At 60.7% G+C, this 19,431-nt stretch carries 18 protein-coding genes; 10 read left to right on the plus strand and 8 right to left on the minus strand.

Annotation, left to right across the window (positions count from 1 at the left end; genetic code table 11):
* Positions 1-18: 18 nt before the first annotated feature.
* Positions 19-1,509: a leucyl aminopeptidase gene (locus HX868_RS08120; protein WP_095014828.1), complete on the minus strand. Its 1,491-nt coding sequence runs from the start codon at positions 1,507-1,509 to the stop codon at positions 19-21.
* A gap of 283 nt (positions 1,510-1,792) precedes the next feature.
* Here HX868_RS08120 and lptF point away from each other — a divergent pair, with 283 nt between their 5' ends.
* The 10 genes from lptF to tadA all read left to right on the plus strand — a co-directional run bounded on the left by lptF (position 1,793) and on the right by tadA (position 12,221).
* On the plus strand, positions 1,793-2,911 hold the full coding sequence (gene lptF, locus HX868_RS08125; protein WP_016978267.1) for an LPS export ABC transporter permease LptF: 1,119 nt from the start codon (positions 1,793-1,795) through the stop codon (positions 2,909-2,911).
* The gene (gene lptG, locus HX868_RS08130; RefSeq protein ID WP_095014829.1) at positions 2,904-3,983 is read left to right on the plus strand and encodes an LPS export ABC transporter permease LptG; all 1,080 of its coding nucleotides are present in this window, start codon (positions 2,904-2,906) and stop codon (positions 3,981-3,983) included. The genes lptF and lptG overlap by 8 nt, the downstream gene beginning before the upstream one ends.
* A 151-nt stretch (positions 3,984-4,134) precedes the next feature.
* Positions 4,135-5,934 (plus strand): translation elongation factor 4, encoded by a 1,800-nt coding sequence (gene lepA / locus HX868_RS08135; protein ID WP_028618986.1) that lies wholly within the window; start codon positions 4,135-4,137, stop codon positions 5,932-5,934.
* Positions 5,935-5,939: 5 nt separating this feature from the next.
* Positions 5,940-6,794, plus strand: a complete 855-nt coding sequence (lepB, locus tag HX868_RS08140; RefSeq protein ID WP_016978269.1) for a signal peptidase I — start codon at positions 5,940-5,942, stop codon at positions 6,792-6,794.
* Between the two features lie 150 nt (positions 6,795-6,944).
* On the plus strand, positions 6,945-7,634 hold the full coding sequence (gene rnc / locus HX868_RS08145; RefSeq protein ID WP_016978270.1) for a ribonuclease III: 690 nt from the start codon (positions 6,945-6,947) through the stop codon (positions 7,632-7,634).
* A complete protein-coding gene (gene era, locus HX868_RS08150) occupies positions 7,627-8,529 on the plus strand; it encodes a GTPase Era (RefSeq protein WP_016978271.1) in 903 nt (300 codons plus the stop codon). The genes rnc and era overlap by 8 nt, the downstream gene beginning before the upstream one ends.
* Positions 8,530-8,675: 146 nt before the next feature.
* Entirely contained in the window at positions 8,676-9,365 is a 690-nt protein-coding gene (recO, locus tag HX868_RS08155) for a DNA repair protein RecO (RefSeq protein WP_177002511.1), read from the plus strand.
* A 51-nt stretch (positions 9,366-9,416) separates the two neighbouring features.
* On the plus strand, positions 9,417-10,160 hold the full coding sequence (gene pdxJ / locus HX868_RS08160) for a pyridoxine 5'-phosphate synthase (RefSeq protein ID WP_095014831.1): 744 nt from the start codon (positions 9,417-9,419) through the stop codon (positions 10,158-10,160).
* Positions 10,161-10,341: 181 nt separating this feature from the next.
* Positions 10,342-11,724 (plus strand): multicopper oxidase domain-containing protein, encoded by a 1,383-nt coding sequence (locus HX868_RS08165; RefSeq protein WP_177002512.1) that lies wholly within the window; start codon positions 10,342-10,344, stop codon positions 11,722-11,724.
* Positions 11,724-12,221, plus strand: a complete 498-nt coding sequence (gene tadA / locus HX868_RS08170; protein ID WP_033902446.1) for a tRNA adenosine(34) deaminase TadA — start codon at positions 11,724-11,726, stop codon at positions 12,219-12,221. Before HX868_RS08165 ends, tadA begins: the two co-directional genes overlap by 1 nt.
* Before the next feature lie 3 nt (positions 12,222-12,224).
* Here the strand turns inward: tadA and cmoB are convergent, their stop codons facing one another.
* The 7 genes from cmoB to HX868_RS08205 all read right to left on the minus strand — a co-directional run bounded on the left by cmoB (position 12,225) and on the right by HX868_RS08205 (position 19,337).
* Complete coding sequence (cmoB, locus tag HX868_RS08175) at positions 12,225-13,181, minus strand: tRNA 5-methoxyuridine(34)/uridine 5-oxyacetic acid(34) synthase CmoB (RefSeq protein ID WP_177002513.1); 957 nt, start codon at positions 13,179-13,181, stop codon at positions 12,225-12,227.
* A complete protein-coding gene (gene cmoA / locus HX868_RS08180) occupies positions 13,178-13,921 on the minus strand; it encodes a carboxy-S-adenosyl-L-methionine synthase CmoA (protein WP_177002514.1) in 744 nt (247 codons plus the stop codon). Before cmoA ends, cmoB begins: the two co-directional genes overlap by 4 nt.
* Positions 13,922-14,023: 102 nt before the next feature.
* Positions 14,024-14,452, minus strand: coding sequence for a hypothetical protein (locus HX868_RS08185; RefSeq protein WP_177002515.1), 429 nt, complete (start codon positions 14,450-14,452; stop codon positions 14,024-14,026).
* A 150-nt stretch (positions 14,453-14,602) separates the two neighbouring features.
* Entirely contained in the window at positions 14,603-15,262 is a 660-nt protein-coding gene (locus HX868_RS08190) for a lysoplasmalogenase (protein ID WP_177002516.1), read from the minus strand.
* A gap of 1 nt (position 15,263) precedes the next feature.
* Entirely contained in the window at positions 15,264-15,653 is a 390-nt protein-coding gene (locus tag HX868_RS08195; protein ID WP_177002517.1) for a protease inhibitor I42 family protein, read from the minus strand.
* Positions 15,654-15,834: 181 nt separating this feature from the next.
* The gene (gene lon, locus HX868_RS08200; RefSeq protein ID WP_246355501.1) at positions 15,835-18,255 is read right to left on the minus strand and encodes an endopeptidase La; all 2,421 of its coding nucleotides are present in this window, start codon (positions 18,253-18,255) and stop codon (positions 15,835-15,837) included.
* Between the two features lie 92 nt (positions 18,256-18,347).
* Positions 18,348-19,337, minus strand: coding sequence for a GntR family transcriptional regulator (locus HX868_RS08205; protein WP_095014840.1), 990 nt, complete (start codon positions 19,335-19,337; stop codon positions 18,348-18,350).
* Between the last annotated feature and the right edge of the window lie 94 nt (positions 19,338-19,431).

Here is a 19,431-nt window from a genome sequence, read left to right on the forward strand (position 1 = left end):
CTACAGGGAGGGTTGCGTTTAGGCCTTGGCGCGATCCAGCAGGTACTGGGTCAGCAGGGGAACCGGACGGCCGGTTGCGCCCTTGTCCTTGCCGCCGCTGGTCCAGGCCGTGCCGGCGATGTCCAGGTGCGCCCAGTTGAAGTTCTTGGCAAAGCGCGACAGGAAGCACGCAGCGGTGATGGTGCCGGCTTTCGGGCCGCCGATGTTGGCGATGTCGGCGAAAGGGCTGTCCAGCTGTTCCTGGTACTCATCGAACAGCGGCAGTTGCCAGGCACGGTCGTCGGCGGCTTTACCGGCGCTGAGCAGTTGCTCGATCAGCTCATCGCTGTTGCCCAGCAGGCCCGACGTGTGGGAACCCAGGGCGACGATGCAGGCACCGGTCAGGGTGGCGATGTCGATCACGGCCTGTGGCTTGAAGCGCTCGGCGTAGGTCAGGGCATCGCACAGCACCAGGCGGCCTTCGGCGTCGGTGTTGAGAATTTCGACGGTCTGGCCGCTCAGGGTGGTGACGATGTCGCCCGGACGGGTCGCGCCGCCGCTCGGCATGTTCTCGGCGCAGGCCAGGATGCACACCAGGTTGATCGGCAGCTTGAGTTCCAGCACGGCACGCAGGGTGCCGAACACGCTGGCGGCGCCGCCCATGTCGTACTTCATCTCGTCCATGCCCAGGCCCGGCTTGAGGCTGATGCCGCCGGTGTCAAAGGTGATGCCTTTGCCGACCAGGGCGTAAGGCTTCTCGGACTTCTTGCCGCCGTTGTATTGCATCACGATCAGGCGTGGCGGCTGGTCGCTACCCTGGCCCACGGCATAGAACGAGCCCATGCCCAGTTCCTTGATCTTCTTCTCGTCCAGCACTTCGACTTTCAGGCCTTTGAACTCTTTGCCCAGCGCCTTGGCTTGTTCGCCGAGGAAAGTCGGGTGGCAGATGTTCGGCGGCAGGTTGCCCAGGTCGCGGGTAAACGACATCCCATTGGCGATCGCAGTCGCATGGGTCACGGCCCGCTCGACTTCAGCCTGGGCAGCCTTGATGGTCAGCAGGGTGATTTTCTTCAGGGCGCGGGGTTCGGCCTTGGTGCTCTTGTACTGGTCGAAAATGTAGCCGCCGTCCACCAGGCTCTCGGCCAGCAGGCGGGTCTTGCCGTAGCTGTCACGGCCTTTGACCACGACTTCATCGAGTGCCAGCGTGGCGTCAGTGCCGCCCAGCCCCTTGAGGGTGGTGAGGATGCCGCTGATGATTTTGCGGAACGGACGGTCGCCCAGTTCAGCGTCCTTGCCCACGCCCACCAGCAATACGCGGTCGGCTTTCAGGTTGGGCAGGCTCTGCAGCAGCAGGCTCTGGCCGACTTTGCCGGCCAGGTCGCCGCGCTTGAGCACTGCGCTGATGGCGCCGCCGCTGAGTTCGTCGAGTTGCTTGGCGGCAACGCCGAGCTTGCGGCCTTCGCCGATGGCGACCACGAGGGTGGCGGTTTTCAACGTTTCGGGGCTAACGCTTTTTACAACCAATTCCATTTTCGGGTCCCTTATAAAGGTCGGTTAGCCAGGAGTCTGTACTCCGGCTTTAATACCAGGCAGCTGTGTAAACCGCTGGCGACAAAGGCCGCAGTTTGAACCTCGCCGGCGGAGGCTGACAACCCTTGTCACCCGCTTTGTGCACGTGCATGAGCAAGCTCCGTGACAGGCACGGTCAATCACAGGATAATGCGCCATCTTTTTAGCTGGCCCGTGCAAGCGGGCTGACTCGGTATGCTTGCTTGTTTGGCCGCCTTAGCCTGACAACCCTGGAGTGTCTGGTTTGATCGTCTTCCGTTATCTGTCCCGCGAAGTCCTGTTGACCCTGAGTGCCGTGAGTGCGGTATTGCTGGTCATCATCATGAGTGGTCGTTTCGTCAAATACCTGGCCCAGGCTGCCTCCGGCGCCCTGGATCCGGGCTCGCTGTTCCTGATCATGGGCTTTCGTCTGCCGGGCTTCCTGCAGTTGATCCTGCCGCTCGGCCTGTTCCTCGGGATCCTGCTGGCCTACGGCCGCTTGTACCTCGAAAGCGAGATGACCGTGCTCTCGGCCACCGGCATGAGCCAGCAGCGCCTGCTGGGTATGACCATGATCCCGGCCGCCGGCGTTGCGCTGATCGTGGCCTGGCTGAGCCTGAGCCTGGCCCCTCAGGGCGCCATGCAGTTCCAACTGGTACTGAATAAACAGGACGCGATGACCGAGTTCGACACCCTCGAACCCGGCCGCTTCCAGGCGCTCAATGACGGTTCACGTGTGACCTACACCGAAACCCTGACCGACGACCGCGCCAACCTGGGCGGTGTGTTCATCTCCGAGAAGCGTCTGGGCCAGGACAAGAAAGACCGTGGCATTTCCGTACTGGTGGCCGATTCCGGTCGCCAGGAAGTGCGTCCTGACGGCAGCCGCTACCTGATCCTGGAAAATGGCTATCGCTACGATGGTAGCCCGGGCATGGCCGATTACCGTGCGATCAAGTACGACACCTATGGCGTGATGCTGGCGCGCCCGGATATCAGTGACGAAGTCACCGACCGCGACGCCATCCCGACCACCGATTTGTTCGGCAGCAAGGAGCTGCGCTCGATTGCCGAGCTGCAATGGCGGATTTCCTTGCCGCTGCTGGTGTTCATTGTGACCTTGATGGCGGTGCCGCTGTCGCGCGTCAACCCGCGTCAGGGCCGCTTCCTCAAGCTGTTGCCGGCAATCCTGCTGTACATGGCGTACCTCACCATCCTGATTTCCGCCCGTGGTTCCCTGGAGAAGGGCAAGCTGTCGCCGACCCTGGGCCTGTGGTGGGTGCACGGGATCTTCCTGGTGATTGGCCTGGGCCTGCTCTATTGGGAACCGATCCGTTTGAAAATGATGAGCCGTCGTGGCCAGAAGGAGTTGGCTCGTGGCTAAGCTCGATCGCTACATTGGTAGCAGCGTACTGATCGCCATCCTGGCGGTATTGGGCATCATCCTCGGTCTGGCTTCGCTGTTCGCCTTTATCGATGAAGTCGGCAACGTCACTGACACCTACACCGTGTGGGACGTGCTGAGCTACGTGGCCCTCACCGCGCCGCGCCGCCTCTACGACATGATGCCGATGGCCGCGCTGATTGGCTGCCTGATCGGCCTGGGCAGCCTGGCCAGCAACAGCGAGTTGACCATCATGCGCGCCGCCGGCGTGTCCATCGGTCGTATCGTCTGGGCGGTCATGAAGCCCATGCTGCTGCTGATGGCGTGCAGCGTGTTGATCGGTGAATACGTTGCGCCGCCGGCTGAAACCACTGCCCAGGCCAATCGTGCCCTGGCCCAGGGGTCGGGCGATGCGCAAAGCTCCAAGCACGGCCTGTGGCACCGCCAGGGTGATGAGTTCATCCACATCAACGCCGTGCAGCCGGGTGGCCTGTTGATTGGTGTCACGCGTTATACGTTCGACAAAGAACGTCACCTGCTGGAGTCAAGCTTCGCCAAACGTGCGCAATACGGCAGCGAAAAATGGCAACTCAGCGATGTCACTACGACCTACTTCCGTAATATCGACCAAGGCACCAAGGCCAGTACCGAAGTGATCAATGTGCCGAGCCAGGAGTGGGATATCGCCCTCAAGCCGGAACTGTTGAATACCGTGGTGATGATCCCCGAAAGCCTGCCGATCTCCGGGCTGTGGGGTTACATCCACTACCTGAAGGACCAGGGCCTGAACAATGGCCGCTACTGGCTGGCATTTTGGGTCAAGGTGTTGCAACCGGTGGTGACTGCCGCGTTGGTGTTGATGGCAATTTCCTTCATCTTTGGCCCATTGCGCTCGGTTACCCTCGGCCAGCGCGTGTTTACCGGCGTACTGGTGGGCTTCACCTTCCGTATCGCCCAGGACCTGCTTGGCCCGTCGAGCCTGGTGTTCGGCTTCTCGCCGCTGTTTGCGGTGCTGGTGCCCACGGCCATCTGTGCCCTGGCCGGCTTCTGGCTATTGCGCCGGGCCGGTTGATTGCGCGCTTATGAACAAAAAATGCCCCGGTCGAGAGATCGGGGCATTTTTGTTCTGGTCAGCAAAGATGACGTCCGGCCCGGGCATCAGGTACAATTCCCGGCTATTTTTCAGCGGGCAATCTGCCTGCAGCCTTTTTGAGTGTTGATCCGTGAGTGATTTGAGTCATATCCGCAATTTCTCCATCATCGCCCACATTGACCATGGTAAGTCGACGCTGGCCGATCGATTCATCCAGATGTGCGGCGGCCTTGCCGAGCGTGAAATGGAAGCCCAGGTACTGGACTCCATGGACCTCGAACGCGAGCGCGGGATCACCATCAAGGCCCACAGCGTTACGCTGTATTACAAAGCCAAAGACGGCATCACCTACCAACTGAACTTCATTGACACCCCAGGCCACGTCGACTTCACCTACGAAGTCAGCCGGTCCCTGGCGGCCTGTGAAGGTGCCTTGCTGGTGGTTGACGCAGGGCAGGGTGTGGAAGCGCAGTCGGTTGCCAACTGCTACACAGCGATCGAGCAGGGCCTGGAAGTCATGCCCGTGCTGAACAAGATCGACCTGCCTCAGGCCGAGCCAGAGCGCGTCAAGGAAGAGATCGAGAAGATCATCGGCATCGACGCCACCGACGCCGTCACCTGCAGCGCCAAGACCGGCCTGGGTGTCGACGAAGTGCTCGAACGCCTGGTGCAGACCATTCCAGCCCCGACCGGCAACTACGAAGATCCGCTGCAAGCGTTGATCATCGATTCCTGGTTCGACAACTACCTGGGCGTTGTCTCCCTGGTACGCGTGCGCCACGGCCGTGTAAAGAAGGGCGACAAGATCCTGGTCAAGTCCACCGGCAAGATCCACCTGGTGGACAGCGTCGGTGTCTTCAACCCCAAGCACACCGCGACCGTTGATCTGAAAGCCGGTGAAGTAGGCTTCATCATCGCCGGTATCAAGGACATCCACGGCGCGCCGGTGGGTGACACCCTGACCCTGAGCTCCACGCCGGATGTCGACGTGCTGCCAGGCTTCAAGCGCATCCAGCCGCAGGTCTACGCGGGTCTGTTCCCGGTCAGCTCCGATGACTTCGAAGACTTCCGCGAGGCCCTGCAAAAGCTGACCCTCAACGACTCGTCGCTGCAGTACACCCCGGAAAGCTCCGACGCCCTGGGCTTCGGCTTCCGCTGTGGTTTCCTGGGCATGCTGCACATGGAAATCATCCAGGAGCGCCTCGAGCGCGAATACGACCTGGACCTGATCACCACCGCGCCAACGGTTATTTTCGAGTTGTTGCTGAAAACCGGTGAAACGATTTACGTCGACAACCCGTCCAAGCTCCCGGATCTCTCGGCGATCGAAGACATGCGCGAGCCTATCGTGCGGGCCAACATCCTGGTTCCGCAGGAGCACTTGGGCAACGTTATTACCCTGTGCATCGAAAAACGTGGCGTGCAGCGCGACATGCTGTTCCTCGGCACCCAGGTCCAAGTGACCTACGACATGCCGATGAACGAAGTGGTATTGGACTTCTTCGACCGCCTCAAATCCACCAGCCGCGGCTATGCTTCGCTGGATTACCATTTCGACCGTTACCAATCGGCTAATCTGGTGAAGCTGGATGTGTTGATCAACGGCGACAAGGTCGATGCCCTGGCACTGATCGTGCACAAGGACAACGCGCACTATAAAGGTCGCCAGTTGACCGAGAAGATGAAAGAACTGATTCCGCGCCAGATGTTCGACGTCGCGATCCAGGCCGCCATCGGTGGGCAGATCATTGCGCGGACCTCCGTCAAGGCACTCAGAAAGAACGTACTGGCCAAATGCTACGGCGGTGACGTAAGCCGTAAGCGCAAGCTGCTTGAGAAGCAAAAAGCCGGTAAAAAACGCATGAAGCAAGTAGGTAACGTGGAAGTTCCACAAGAAGCCTTCCTTGCGGTGCTCAGGTTGGATAGTTAGGTCCTATGTCGCTAAATTTCCCGCTGTTGCTGGTCATCGCCGTTGCCGTTTGCGGTCTCCTGGCGTTGCTCGATCTGGTGTTCTTCGCCCCGCGTCGGCGGGCGGCTATTGCGTCCTATCAGGGCAGCGTCAGCCAGCCCGATGGCGTGGTAATCGAGAAGCTGAACAAAGAGCCTTTGCTGGTTGAATACGGCAAGTCGTTCTTCCCGGTGTTGTTCATCGTGCTGGTGCTGCGTTCGTTCCTGGTGGAACCGTTTCAGATCCCCTCGGGGTCGATGAAACCTACTCTGGACGTCGGCGACTTCATCCTGGTGAACAAGTTTTCCTACGGGATCCGCCTGCCGGTGATCGACAAGAAGGTCATTGAAGTCGGTGACCCGCAGCGTGGCGATGTGATGGTGTTCCGCTACCCGAGCGACCCGAACGTCAACTACATCAAGCGTGTGGTCGGCCTGCCGGGCGACGTGATCCGCTACACCGGCGACAAGCGCCTGTTCATCAATGGCGAGTCGGTGGCCGAGAAACTGATCGGTTCCGAGCCGAACAGCCTGGGCAGCGCTGAGCTGTACCAGGAAAAACTCGGTGCGGTGGAGCACGAAATCCGCAAGGAAATGAGCCGTTACCGTGCCCAGCCTGACGGCCAGTGGACAGTGCCGGCCGGGCACTACTTCATGATGGGCGACAACCGCGACAACTCCAATGACAGCCGGTACTGGGATGACCCCAACATTCCCAAGGACCTGCTGGGCATGGTTCCCGACCAGAATATCGTCGGCAAGGCCTTCGCGGTCTGGATGAGCTGGCCGGAACCCAAACTCAGCCACTTGCCGAACTTCTCGCGGGTCGGGCTGATCAAGTAATACAGGCGGCGCTGTGAACACAGCGCCGAATGCTTTTCTGGGGTGGGGACAAATCTGTCCTGCCTCATGCTGCACCAATCAGGATTTGAATTTGAACACTGCGTCAATCGTCGATGGCCGCCGGTGCCACCAAACAGATATGGGTAAACCGTGAGCGTTTCTTTAAGTCGTCTCGAGCGCCAGCTCGGCTACACCTTCAAGGACCAGGAATTGATGGTCCTTGCCCTCACACACCGCAGCTTTGCAGGGCGCAATAACGAGCGCCTGGAATTCCTCGGTGATGCCATCCTCAATTTCGTCGCCGGTGAGGCCCTGTTCGAGCGCTTCCCGCAAGCCCGTGAAGGCCAGCTGTCGCGTTTGCGCGCCCGCCTGGTGAAAGGCGAGACCCTGGCGGTGCTGGCTCGTGGTTTTGGCCTGGGTGAGTACCTGCGCTTGGGCTCCGGTGAGCTGAAGAGCGGCGGTTTCCGCCGCGAATCGATCCTCGCCGATGCTCTGGAAGCTCTTATCGGTGCCATCTATCTCGATGCAGGCATGGAAGCGGCCAAGGAGCGTGTCACCGCGTGGCTGACCTCCGAGATCGAGAGCCTCACGCTGGTCGACACCAACAAAGACCCCAAGACCCGCCTGCAGGAATTCCTACAGTCCCGTGGTTGCGAACTGCCACGCTACGAAGTGGTGGATATCCAGGGTGAGCCGCATTGCCGCGTGTTCTTCGTGGAATGTGAAATCACCTTATTGAACGAAAAAAGCCGAGGTCAGGGTGTGAGCCGTCGTATTGCCGAACAGGTAGCGGCCGCTGCAGCACTGATTGCCCTGGGCGTGGAGAATGGCCATGACTGATTCAACCGCAACACGCTGTGGCTATGTTGCCATCGTCGGCCGCCCGAACGTGGGCAAGTCCACGCTGCTGAACCACATCCTCGGCCAGAAGCTCGCGATCACCTCGCGCAAGCCGCAGACCACCCGCCACAACATGCTGGGCATCAAGACCGAAGGCAACGTGCAAGCGGTCTACGTTGATACCCCAGGCATGCACAAGGGGGGCGAGAAGGCCCTGAACCGCTACATGAACAAGACCGCTTCGGCGGCGTTGAAAGACGTCGACGTGGTGATCTTCGTGGTCGATCGCACCAAGTGGACCGACGAAGACCAGATGGTCCTGGAACGTGTGCAGTACGTCACCGGCCCGCTGATCGTCGCGCTGAACAAGACCGACCGTATCGAAGACAAAGCCGAATTGATGCCGCACCTGAGCTGGCTGCAGGAACAACTGCCGAACGCGCAGATCATCCCGATCTCGGCCCAGCACGGTCACAACCTGGATGCGCTGGAGCGTGTGATCGCCGAGCACTTGCCGGAGAACGAGCACTTCTTCCCGGAAGACCAGATCACCGACCGCAGCAGCCGTTTCCTTGCCGCCGAACTGGTGCGCGAGAAAATCATGCGCCAGATGGGCGCCGAGCTGCCGTACCAGATCACCGTCGAGATCGAAGAGTTCAAGCAGCAGGGCAAGACCTTGCACATCCATGCGCTGATCCTCGTCGAACGTGACGGCCAGAAGAAGATCATCATTGGCGACAAGGGCGAGCGCATCAAGCGCATCGGCACCGAAGCGCGCAAGGACATGGAATTGCTGTTCGATTCCAAGATCATGCTCAACCTGTGGGTGAAGGTGAAGGGTGGCTGGTCCGATGATGAGCGTGCATTGCGCTCGCTGGGCTACGGCGACCTCTGACACATCGTTAACCCCCTGTAGGAGCCGGCTTGCCGGCGATGGCTGCCTCAAGAACACTTCACATTTTGAGGGCCCCATCGCCGGCAAGCCGGCTCCTACAGAGATCGCTGTCGCTTTGAAGCCTGTGTTCCCTCAGCGAGCCTGACATGTCCCAATCCCCACCCCCCAGCCAACTCGCCTACGTCCTGCACAGCCGCGCCTACCGCGAGACCAGCGCCCTGGTGGACTTCCTCACGCCCCAAGGCCGCCTGCGCGCTGTCTTGCGCAGTGCGCGGGGCAAGGCGGGCACGCTGGCACGGCCATTCGTGGCCCTGGACGTGGAGTTTCGCGGCAAGGGTGAGCTGAAAAACGTCGGTCGCATGGAAAGCGTCGGCACCTCTGCCTGGCTCAATGGCGAAGCGCTGTTCAGCGGTCTCTACCTCAATGAACTATTGATCCGCCTGCTCCCTGCCGAAGACCCGCACCCGGCCGTCTTCGATCACTACGCTGCCACCTTGTTGGCCCTGGCCGAAGGGCGTCCATTGGAGCCTCTGCTACGCGCCTTCGAATGGCGCCTGCTCGACGACCTGGGCTATGGCTTTGAATTAAACAACGACGTGCACGGCAACCCCATCGCCGCCGACGGCATGTACCGTCTGCAGGTCGACGCCGGCCTGGAGCGTGTCTACCTGCTGCAACCGGGTCTGTTCCAGGGCACCGAACTGCTGGCCATGAGCGAAGCCGACTGGACCGCCCCCGGCGCGCTGTCTGCCGCCAAGCGCCTGATGCGCCAGGCCCTGGCCGTGCACTTGGGCGGACGGCCGCTGGTCAGTCGCGAGTTGTTTCGAAAGCCCTGACAACCCCGTGTATGCTGTGCAGCGTTTCTTTCCCTTTTCAGGAGCGCTTCCGTGACCACCAGCAATCGCATTCTTCTTGGCGTCAACATCGACCACGTCGCTACCCTGCGCCAGGCCCGGGGCACTCGTTACCCGGACCCGGTCAAGGCCGCGCTGGACGCCGAAGAAGCAGGCGCCGACGGCATCACCGTGCACCTGCGCGAAGACCGCCGCCACATCCAGGAACGTGACGTGCTGGTGCTCAAGGATGTGCTGCAAACCCGCATGAACTTCGAAATGGGCGTCACCGAGGAAATGATGCAGTTCGCCGAACGTATCCGCCCGGCGCACATCTGCCTGGTGCCGGAAACCCGCCAGGAACTGACCACCGAAGGCGGCCTCGACGTGGCTGGCCAGGAAGCGCGGATCAAGGCTGCGGTGGAGCGCCTGTCGAAGATCGGCAGCGAAGTCTCGTTGTTCATCGACGCCGACGAGCGTCAGATCGAGGCGTCGCGTCGCGTCGGCGCACCAGCGATCGAGCTGCACACCGGCCGTTACGCTGATGCCACCACGCCCACCGAAGTAGCCGATGAATTGCAACGCATCATCGACGGCGTGAGCTGCGGCCTCAAGGAAGGCCTGATCGTCAACGCCGGCCACGGCCTGCACTACCACAACGTCGAAGCCGTGGCCGCGATCAAGGGCATCAACGAGCTGAACATCGGCCATGCGCTGGTGGCTCATGCGCTGTTCGTCGGCTTTAAAGGCGCCGTGGCCGAGATGAAAGCCCTGATCCTGGCGGCCGCCAAGGCCTGATCCGTCGATCATTCTGTAGGAGCGAGCTTGCTCGCGAAGGTCGTCAACGATGACGCGGGGAGCCTGGCTACCCGAGTTGTTCTCAGGTCTTTCGCGAGCAAGCTCGCTCCTACAGCCTGGGCAGGTGTATCGTATCTGCCCTTTGCAGGTCTTGGGCCTGCGGCCGATACGTGAGGTTGTTGTGTCCCGATCCTTTTCCCGTCGACAAATCCTGGGTGGTCTTGCAGGCCTGGCCGTAGTAGGCGTCGGTGCCGGTGGCGCCTACCGCTACTGGCTGGGGAAAGTCGCCGAGGCCGAGGCCGGGCACGATTACGAACTGATCGCCGCACCGCTGGACGTGGAGCTGGTACCGGGGCACAAGACTGAAGCCTGGGCATTCGGCCCATCCGCGCCGGGCACCGAGTTGCGCGTGCGTCAGGGCGAATGGCTGCGGGTGCGTTTTATCAACCACCTGCCGGTCGCCACGACCATTCACTGGCATGGCATCCGCCTGCCACTGGAAATGGACGGCGTACCCTACGTTTCGCAATTGCCGGTGCTGCCCGGTGAATATTTCGATTACAAATTCCGCGTGCCCGACGCTGGCAGCTACTGGTATCACCCCCATGTGAACAGCAGCGAAGAACTCGGCCGTGGCCTGGTCGGCCCGCTGATCATCGAAGAGCGCGAACCCACCGGTTTCAAACATGAACGCACCCTCAGCCTGAAAAGCTGGCACGTGGACGAAGAGGGCGCCTTCGTCGCCTTCAGCATTCCCCGTGAGGCGGCACGCGGCGGCACCGCCGGGCGGTTGTCGACGATCAATGGCGTGTCCCAGGCCGTGATCGATTTGCCGGCCGGACAGATCACTCGCGTGCGTCTGCTCAACCTCGACAATACCCTGACCTACCGCATCAACATTCCGGATGTCGAGGCGCAGATCTACGCGCTGGACGGTAACCCCATCGAGCCGCGCCCGTTGGGCAAGGAATACTGGCTGGGCCCCGGCATGCGCATCTGCCTGGCGATCAAGGCACCGCCAGCTGGCGAAGAACTGTCGATCCGCAACGGCCCGGTGCGCCTCGGTACGTTCCGTTCGGTGGCCAACACCGATCAACCGACCGAGTGGCCACCGGCGCTGCCGGCTAACCCGATCAGCGAGCCGGACCTGGCGAATGCCGAGAAACTCAACTTCAATTTCGAGTGGGTGGGCTCCGTTTCGGTCAATGTCGACAACGGCAAGCCACCCAGCCTGTGGCAGATCAACGGCAAGGCCTGGGACATCACCGACAAGACCTGCGCCGACCGCCCGATTGCCAAACTGGAAAAGGGCAAGAGCTACATTTTCGAATTGAAGAACATGACCCAGTACCAACACCCGATCCACCTGCACGGCATGAGCTTCAAGGTGATCGCCTCGAACCGCCACAAGGTGATCCCGTACTTCACCGACACTTATCTGCTGGGTAAAAACGAGCGCGCCCGCGTGGCGCTGGTGGCAGATAACCCAGGGGTGTGGATGTTCCACTGCCATGTGATCGACCACATGGAAACCGGCCTGATGGCCGCCATCGAGGTGGCGTGATGCGCCAGTTTCGCCCCACCGCGATCATCGACCGCAGCCGCGACCAGGACTTCATGCGCGAAGCCCTGGCCCTTGCCGCCCAAGGCGCTGCTTTGGGTGAAGTCCCCGTAGGCGCTGTGTTGGTGCAGGACGGTGAAATCATCGGCCGTGGCTTCAACTGCCCCATCAGCGGCAACGACCCCAGCGCCCATGCCGAAATGGTCGCCATCCGCGCCGCCGCGCAAGCCATCAGCAACTATCGCCTGGTGGGCAGCACGCTGTATGTGACCCTGGAACCGTGCAGCATGTGCGCGGGGCTGATCGTGCATTCGCGGATTGCACGGGTGGTGTACGGCGCGCTGGAACCCAAGGCGGGGATCGTGCAAAGCCAGGGGCAGTTTTTTACCCAGGGCTTTCTCAATCATAAGGTGCTGTTTGAAGGAGGGGTGTTGGCCGAGGAATGCGGGACGGTCTTGAGCGAGTTCTTCAAGGCGCGAAGAGCCAAGCCGTCCCTTTGAGGTTTATTTGCGGGCGATGATCACTGCCCGCATCGGCGCCGGCAGCCCTTCGATGGTTTTGCTGTGATCTTGCGGATCAAGGAAATCACTCAGCGACTGGTACTTCATCCACTCTGTCCCACGCTGCTCCTCGACGGTGGTGACGCTCACATCCACACAGCGCACATCACTGAACCCGGCACGCCGCAGCCACAGCATCAACGCTGGCACCGATGGCAGGAACCACACGTTGCGCATCTGCGCGTAACGGTCTTCCGGCACCAGCACCTGCTGCTGATCGCCTTCGACCACCAAGGTCTCCAGCACCAGTTCGCCGCCCTTGACCAGGGTGTCCTTCAGCGCGAGCAAATGCTCGATGGGCGAACGGCGGTGATAAAACACTCCCATGGAAAACACCGTGTCGAAGCCTTCCAGATTCGATGGCAGGTCTTCGAACGGGAACGGCAGGTGCCAAGCCTTGGGTTCTGACAGATAACGCTGAACCGCCTGGAACTGACAGAAGAACAACCAGTTCGGGTCCACACCAATCACGCTGTCGGCCCCGGCGCCGAGCATGCGCCACATGTAGTAACCGTTGCCGCAGCCCACGTCGAGGATGCGCTTGCCCTTCAGGTTCAGGTGCGGTGCCACGCGGGACCATTTCCAGTCCGAGCGCCATTCGGTGTCCACATGCACGCCGAACAGGTGGAACGGCCCTTTGCGCCAAGGGCTCAGGCCCATCAGTGCCGTGTGCATTTGGGCACGGGTATCGTCGTCGCAATCGGTATCGAGTGTCAGGCTGTTGAGCAAGTCCACTTCGCTGGGCTGGATCTTCGGCAGTGCATCGAGCGCACTCTGCCAGCGCTCCAGGTCGCCATGGCCCTTTTCCATCTTGTTATCGAGTTGCGCTTGCAGGCCCTGGGCCCACACAGCCAGGGGAGTGCCGACCAAGTGGCGGGCGAGGGGGGACAGATCAATCATGGCAAGGCAATCAACGAGGCAAAGTTAAGACACTGGAACCACGGCACGACTTTCGAGAACCCTGCTGCCAACAGGCGTTCGCGGTGTTCTTCGAGGCTGTCGGGCTTCATGACGTTTTCGATGGCGCTGCGCTTCTGGGCGATTTCCAGTTCGCTGTAGCCGTTGGCGCGTTTGAACGCGATATGCAGGTCGGTGAGCAGCGCGTGTTCTTCGGGATCATTGAAGCGCAGCTTTTCCGAAAGGATCAATGCACCGCCCGGCAACAATGATTGGCGGATGCGCGCGAGCAGCGCCAGGCGCTCATCGGGTGCGATGAATTGCAGGGTGAAATTCAGTGCCACTACCGAGGCCGTCTGGAACTGCAGCGCGAGGATATCGCCCTCGATAACCTCTACCGGCAGCAGCTCCTGAAACATCGAGTCCTGGCCATTGAGGTATTCACGGCAACGCTCGACCATTGCAGCCGAGTTATCCACCGCGATCACTCGGCAACCGTCGGTGCGCACATGGCGGCGCAGGGCCTGGGTCACCGCGCCAAGCGAGGATCCAAGGTCATACAGCACGCTGTTGGGTTGGGCGAACTGCGCGGCGAGTACGCCGAGGTTCTCGACGATGGTCGGGTAGCCGGGCACCGAACGCTTGATCATGTCCGGGAACACCCGCACCACATCCTCGTTAAAGGCGAAGTCCGGCACCTGGGGCAGGGGCTGGGCGAATAGGCGATCGGGTTCTTTGCTCACGGTTGTTCCGGCGACGAGGGGGAAAGGCCGGCATTTTAGCCACTTTGGCCCTCGTGTGCGCGGGTTGTCTGATAAACCGTGATGCCGTTGTCGATACTGGCTTCACTGCTCCGGCGGTTGGCTGGGGGCCGTATCAATAGCAAAAGTACCAACTACCTTAATAGTGTTTTTAGGTGGAAAGACATTTATGGCCGTGAAGTTGAATTGGCCTTTGTAGCGGCCAATTTCATGGCCAAAATCAACGTCCACACGACCGCTACTAGTTAAATAGTTTGCTTGAGGAGTGTTAGCACCGCCTTCGAGTGCGCGAATCTGGTTGCCCGGAAAATCATGTTTGCCGTTTGGTATATCCGCCACCATCTCAATCTGGATGATGCGTAGGGGGCTGGTTGAATCCTCGTCCACACCCACAACCGTTATCAGTCCATTCTTGTGAGTCAGATGAACCGTGTCTGCAATGAAATTCGCTGTACCGTTGATGGATGCGGTCAATGTTCCCTTGGCGTTCTCGAACGTTTTACGGGTGGCCATGATTGAACCCTCCTGACCCACTCGCTCACTTGATTGTGCGCGTTTGTCCCTGAACGGTATCCCTAGACGCCCACGTTGCGTAACTGTCAAAACTACCAGTCGTATAGAAGTTTTGATTCTAGGTAACGCGTAGGAAAGAGAATCTGGTTTTTAATGATTGTCGCTGGGGTGGTCTGTCTGTGGATTGAGTGCAAATGCAGATGCAGTAATGCCCCATTGGCCCAGCCAATACGTGGTGATCAGCAAATAAGGCGCTGCATCGAACGCCACCACAAACCGATTGATGCCGATCAGCGTGTCGGAAAACACAAACGACACCGCACCTGCCGCCGCCAACCATGCCGAGCGTTTCGGCACATCGCTGCCCAGTCGCGCCAACGCACGCCAGAGCATGGCGCTGATCACCAGCGCATAAACCACCACCGGTACCAATAAGTCACCCAGGCCGTGGGATATCAGAATGCTCAGCAGGATCGCGCCCACCCCCAGCGCCAATACCAACGGCAGCAGTGCAAAGCGTCGGCAGTCGCTGAAGTAGGCTTTGAGGTACGCCAGGTGCGCAAACAGAAATGCCCCGAGGCCAAAGATAAACAGGTCGCCCGGCCAGGCGAGCAACACATCGCCCACCAGGGAAAAAATCAGCCCCAGGCTGATCCAGCGTCGATAGTCGGTGGGCGGCGCGTCATGCAGCCAGCCCAGCAGTGCCAGTACCGGCAACGGTTTGACCAGCAGGCACAACAAGGTGGCATGGGTGGCAAGGCCATAGATAAAGGTGCCGGCGCCCATCAACGCAAGAATCAGCCATGGCATATCAGTTCACCGTGATGGCGCAGTCAAAGGTTTCGACGGGTTCGGCTTCCGGTTCCCAGGGTTGCTGGGAGGTCAGGCGCAAGCGGCCCTGGCCGGTGGCGAAAGCCTGGAAGCGCCAGGTCGACTGGCCGCCGCCGCCGATCACACCGGATTCCGCGCTGCTGTAGACCTCCGGGCTCAGCGCGCGCAATACGCCGCCAGCGGAGTCCTGGATGGCCCAGCGGTAGCCGGTGGTGGGGTTGCTTGGCAAGGTGAGGATCAGGTTTTGTCCGCTTTTAAGCTGGAGCGGGCAGGCACTCTGGTTGTCCACGGTGATGTTTTGCTTCGGTGCACTGGCGCACGCGGCCAGCAGGGCAAGGCTCAAGGGGAGAAGCAGGCGGGCAGCGGTCATGGGGGCTCCGTTCATTCGCGACGAAGGGCGAGCATAACCGAAGATGAGACAAGGTGTGACAAGACAGGGGGGCTGAGGCCAATGACGCCATCGCCGGCAAGCCGGCTCCTACAGGGGAACGCATTTCACTTGTAGGAGCCGGCTTGCCGGCGATGGCGTCAGGTCAGGCCATGCAGATCAATCAGAACAGCACTTTCGCCACATCCGCAAAGCGCTTGGCAAAGTGCACCGTCATGCCTTCTTTCAAGTATTCCGGCAACTCTTCATAGCTGCCACGGTTCGGCTCCGGCAGGATCAGCTCATGGATCTTCTGGCGCCGCGCCGCAATCACCTTCTCGCGCACCCCGCCAATCGGCAGTACATGCCCGGTCAACGTCAGTTCGCCGGTCATCGCCACTCCTTTTTTCGGCGGCTGGTTACGTGCCAGGGACAGCAGCGCACTGGCCATGGTCACACCGGCGCTCGGGCCGTCTTTCGGTGTCGCACCTTCCGGCACATGCAAGTGCACGAAGGCCTCATCGAAGAACTTCGCATCACCGCCAAACGACTTCAGGTTCGAGCTGATGTAGCTGTAGGCGATTTCCGCGGACTCCTTCATCACTTCACCCAACTGCCCGGTCAGTTTGAAACCGCGATTGAGCGTGTGGATACGCGTCGCCTCGATCGGCAAGGTCGCGCCGCCCATGCTGGTCCAGGCCAGGCCTGTGATCACACCGGTACCGGATAGCACTTGCTCGTTGCGGAATACCGGGATGCCCAGGGAACTCTCCAGGTCCTTGTTGCCGATCTTGATCACCGAGTCCGGCTCATCCAGCAGCTTGACCACGGCTTTGCGCACCAGCTTGCCCAGTTGTTTTTCCAACTGACGCACGCCGGCTTCCCGCGCATAGCCATCGATCAATGCACGCAAAGCGCCATCGCTGATGGTCAGGCTGTTTTTCGACACGCCGGCTTTTTCCAGCTGTTTCGGCCATAGGTGGCGCTTGGCGATGGCGACTTTTTCTTCGGTGATATAGCCCGACAGGCGAATCACTTCCATACGGTCCAGCAGTGGGCCGGGGATGGAATCCAAAGTGTTGGCAGTGCACACGAACAGCACTTTGGACAGGTCCAGGCGCAGGTCCAGGTAGTGGTCGAGGAATTCGACGTTCTGCTCGGGATCGAGGGTTTCCAGCAAGGCCGACGCCGGGTCGCCCTGGAAGCTCTGGCCCATCTTGTCGATCTCGTCGAGCATGATCACCGGGTTCATCACTTCCACATCTTTAAGCGCCTGCACCAGCTTGCCCGGCAGGGCGCCGATGTAGGTGCGGCGATGGCCTTTGATCTCGGCCTCATCGCGCATGCCGCCGACACTGAAGCGATAGAACGGCCGGCCCAGGGACTCGGCGATGGATTTACCCACGCTGGTCTTGCCCACGCCTGGCGGGCCGACCAGCAGCACAATGGAGCCAGCAACTTCGCCTTTGTAGGCGCCCACCGCAAGGAATTCGAGGATGCGACTCTTGATGTCATCCAGGCCCGCGTGGTGTTTATCCAACACCTTGCGCGCATGTTTCAGGTCGAGTTTATCCTCGCCATACATGCCCCAGGGCACCGAGGTGGCCCAGTCCAGGTAATTGCGGGTCACCGCGTATTCCGGCGAACCGGTTTCGAGGATCGACAGTTTGTTCAATTCTTCATCGATGCGTTTTTTCGCCTGGGGCGGCAGCACTTTGCCTTCCAGGCGTTGCTCGAACTGTTCGACGTCCGCGCTGCGGTCGTCCTTGGTCAGGCCCAGCTCCTGCTGGATGACCTTGAGTTGTTCCTTGAGGAAGAACTCGCGCTGGTGCTCACCGATCTTGCGGTTCACCTCGGCGGACAGTTCTTTTTGCAGGCGCGCGACCTCGACCTCTTTGCGCAGCATCGGCAGCACTTTTTCCATGCGCTTGAGCATGGGCACACAGTCCAGCACTTCCTGCAATTCGTTACCGGTGGCCGACGTCAGCGCGGCGGCGAAGTCGGTGAGTGGCGACGGGTCGTTGGGGCTGAAGCGGTTGAGGTAGTTCTTCAACTCTTCGCTGTACAGCGGGTTGAGTGGCAGCAGTTCCTTGATCGCATTGATCAGCGCCATGCCGTAGGCCTTGACCTCATCGGTCGGCTCGCTCGGCTGGTGCGGGTATTCGACTTCCACCAGGTACGGTGGGCGGTGGTGCTTGAGCCAGGTCTTGATGCGCACGCGCGTCAGGCCCTGGGCGACGAATTGCAGCTTGCCGTTTTCGCGGCTGGCGTGGTGCACCTTCACCAGGGTGCCGTACAGCGGCAGGCTGGAGGTGTCGAAGTGGCGCGGGTCTTCCGGCGGCGTGTCCATGAAAAACAGCGCCAGGGAGTGGTGGTCGGATTTGCTCACCAACTCCAGGGTCTCGGCCCACGGCTCTTCATTGACGATCACCGGCAGCACTTGTGCCGGGAAGAAGGGCCGGTTGTGGATCGGGATGATGTAGACCTTGTCCGGCAGGTTTTGCCCAGGCAGGGCCAGGCCGGTATTGGACGAGGCGGATTCAGCGTTTTCGGGGTCTGCGTAATCGTTGAGGTCGTAATCAGGGAATTCTTGCTGGTCGCTCATGGGGCACCTGCATAAGGAAGTATGCAGGTTAGATGGGGCGGGGTAGCGGTGGTTTCAATGGTCGCGTGAAGTTAGCAACAATTTGCATGAATTCAGCTGATCTTGTGCAGGTAGCTCGGCAATGGCTGCTCCGGCAGCACTGACAACACTTTCAATCTTTGCAGCATGCGCTGGCGTGCACGCTGCAGGTGCTCACGCAGGTTCAACGCCGCCGCATCAAATGCGCCGTGCAGCAGCAATTCCAGAATCAGGCGATGTTCGGCGAGCATGGCCGGATCGGCGCCGATCCCCAGTAAACGGTAAAAAATCCGGCTGATGATCATCGGGCTCTGCCCCTGGCGAATCAGCGCCGCAATCTTGCGGTTCTGCAGGCCGGCGAGGCAGCGCTGGTGCAAGTCCTCCTCGATCTGCTCGATGGCCTCCAGGCTGCAGTGGGCGCTGTCCTGGGCGTCCAGCACGCGTTGCAACATGGCTTCCAGCATTTCGCGGTCCAGCCCCGGCGCGCTCTGGCGCAGGGCTTCGGGTTCCAGGCAGGCGCGCAGCTCGTAGTCTTCGGTGACTTCGCGGGCGGTCAACGGCCCTGCCAGCCATTGGGAGTAGGGCTCTTTTTCTACCAGCCCCCGGTCGCGCAGGCGCATCAGCGCTTCACGCACTACCGCGCGGCTGACGCCGTAGTGGTCGGCGGCGGCTTGCTCATCCAGGCGGTAGTGGCCGAAAGCAATGCAGGTGGACAACGCCGCGCCGATTTCCTCGACGATGCGCTCGCCCAGGGGCCGTGTGTCCACCAACTCATCTTCGCCGTTGAGGCCCAGGTGCGCATGGCTCAAGGGCAGGCGCAACGGCTCCATCACCAGGCCGTCGGGGTTGATCAGGTAACCCCGGCCGTTGAAGCGGCAGATCAACCCTTCCTCATGCAGCAGGTCCAGGGCTCGGCGCACCGGCACACGACTGGTGCCGAACAATTCGGCCAGCGGCGCTTCCAGCAAGACCAGGCCGTGGCGCGCGGTGCCGTTGACGATCGCATCACGCAATACCTGATGAATCATCGCGTAACGGGAGGCCGGGGCGGACGCTGCTTTCATTGCTTTCTCTGAGGCTTGTAGGACGGTGGCCGGGGATTCTCTCATAAGTTGCGCCTGTCACCCTGCGCCACAGCGGTGGCACCTTTGTGGGGCT

It is taken from the genome of Pseudomonas reactans (assembly GCF_013385825.1).
Lineage (GTDB): Bacteria > Pseudomonadota > Gammaproteobacteria > Pseudomonadales > Pseudomonadaceae > Aquipseudomonas > Aquipseudomonas reactans.

What these genes read in the sequence shown, in the direction of transcription:
- HX868_RS08120 (WP_095014828.1), bottom strand. Translation starts at nt 1,509, where the DNA reads ATGGAATTGGTTGTAAAAAGCGTTAGCCCCGAAACGTTGAAAACCGCC.
- lepB (WP_016978269.1), top strand. Translation starts at nt 5,940, where the DNA reads ATGTCGCTAAATTTCCCGCTGTTGCTGGTCATCGCCGTTGCCGTTTGC.
- era (WP_016978271.1), top strand. Translation starts at nt 7,627, where the DNA reads ATGACTGATTCAACCGCAACACGCTGTGGCTATGTTGCCATCGTCGGC.
- recO (WP_177002511.1), top strand. Translation starts at nt 8,676, where the DNA reads ATGTCCCAATCCCCACCCCCCAGCCAACTCGCCTACGTCCTGCACAGC.
- tadA (WP_033902446.1), top strand. Translation starts at nt 11,724, where the DNA reads ATGCGCCAGTTTCGCCCCACCGCGATCATCGACCGCAGCCGCGACCAG.
- cmoB (WP_177002513.1), bottom strand. Translation starts at nt 13,181, where the DNA reads ATGATTGATCTGTCCCCCCTCGCCCGCCACTTGGTCGGCACTCCCCTG.
- HX868_RS08185 (WP_177002515.1), bottom strand. Translation starts at nt 14,452, where the DNA reads ATGGCCACCCGTAAAACGTTCGAGAACGCCAAGGGAACATTGACCGCA.
- HX868_RS08190 (WP_177002516.1), bottom strand. Translation starts at nt 15,262, where the DNA reads ATGCCATGGCTGATTCTTGCGTTGATGGGCGCCGGCACCTTTATCTAT.
- HX868_RS08195 (WP_177002517.1), bottom strand. Translation starts at nt 15,653, where the DNA reads ATGACCGCTGCCCGCCTGCTTCTCCCCTTGAGCCTTGCCCTGCTGGCC.
- lon (WP_246355501.1), bottom strand. Translation starts at nt 18,255, where the DNA reads ATGAGCGACCAGCAAGAATTCCCTGATTACGACCTCAACGATTACGCA.
- HX868_RS08205 (WP_095014840.1), bottom strand. Translation starts at nt 19,337, where the DNA reads ATGAAAGCAGCGTCCGCCCCGGCCTCCCGTTACGCGATGATTCATCAG.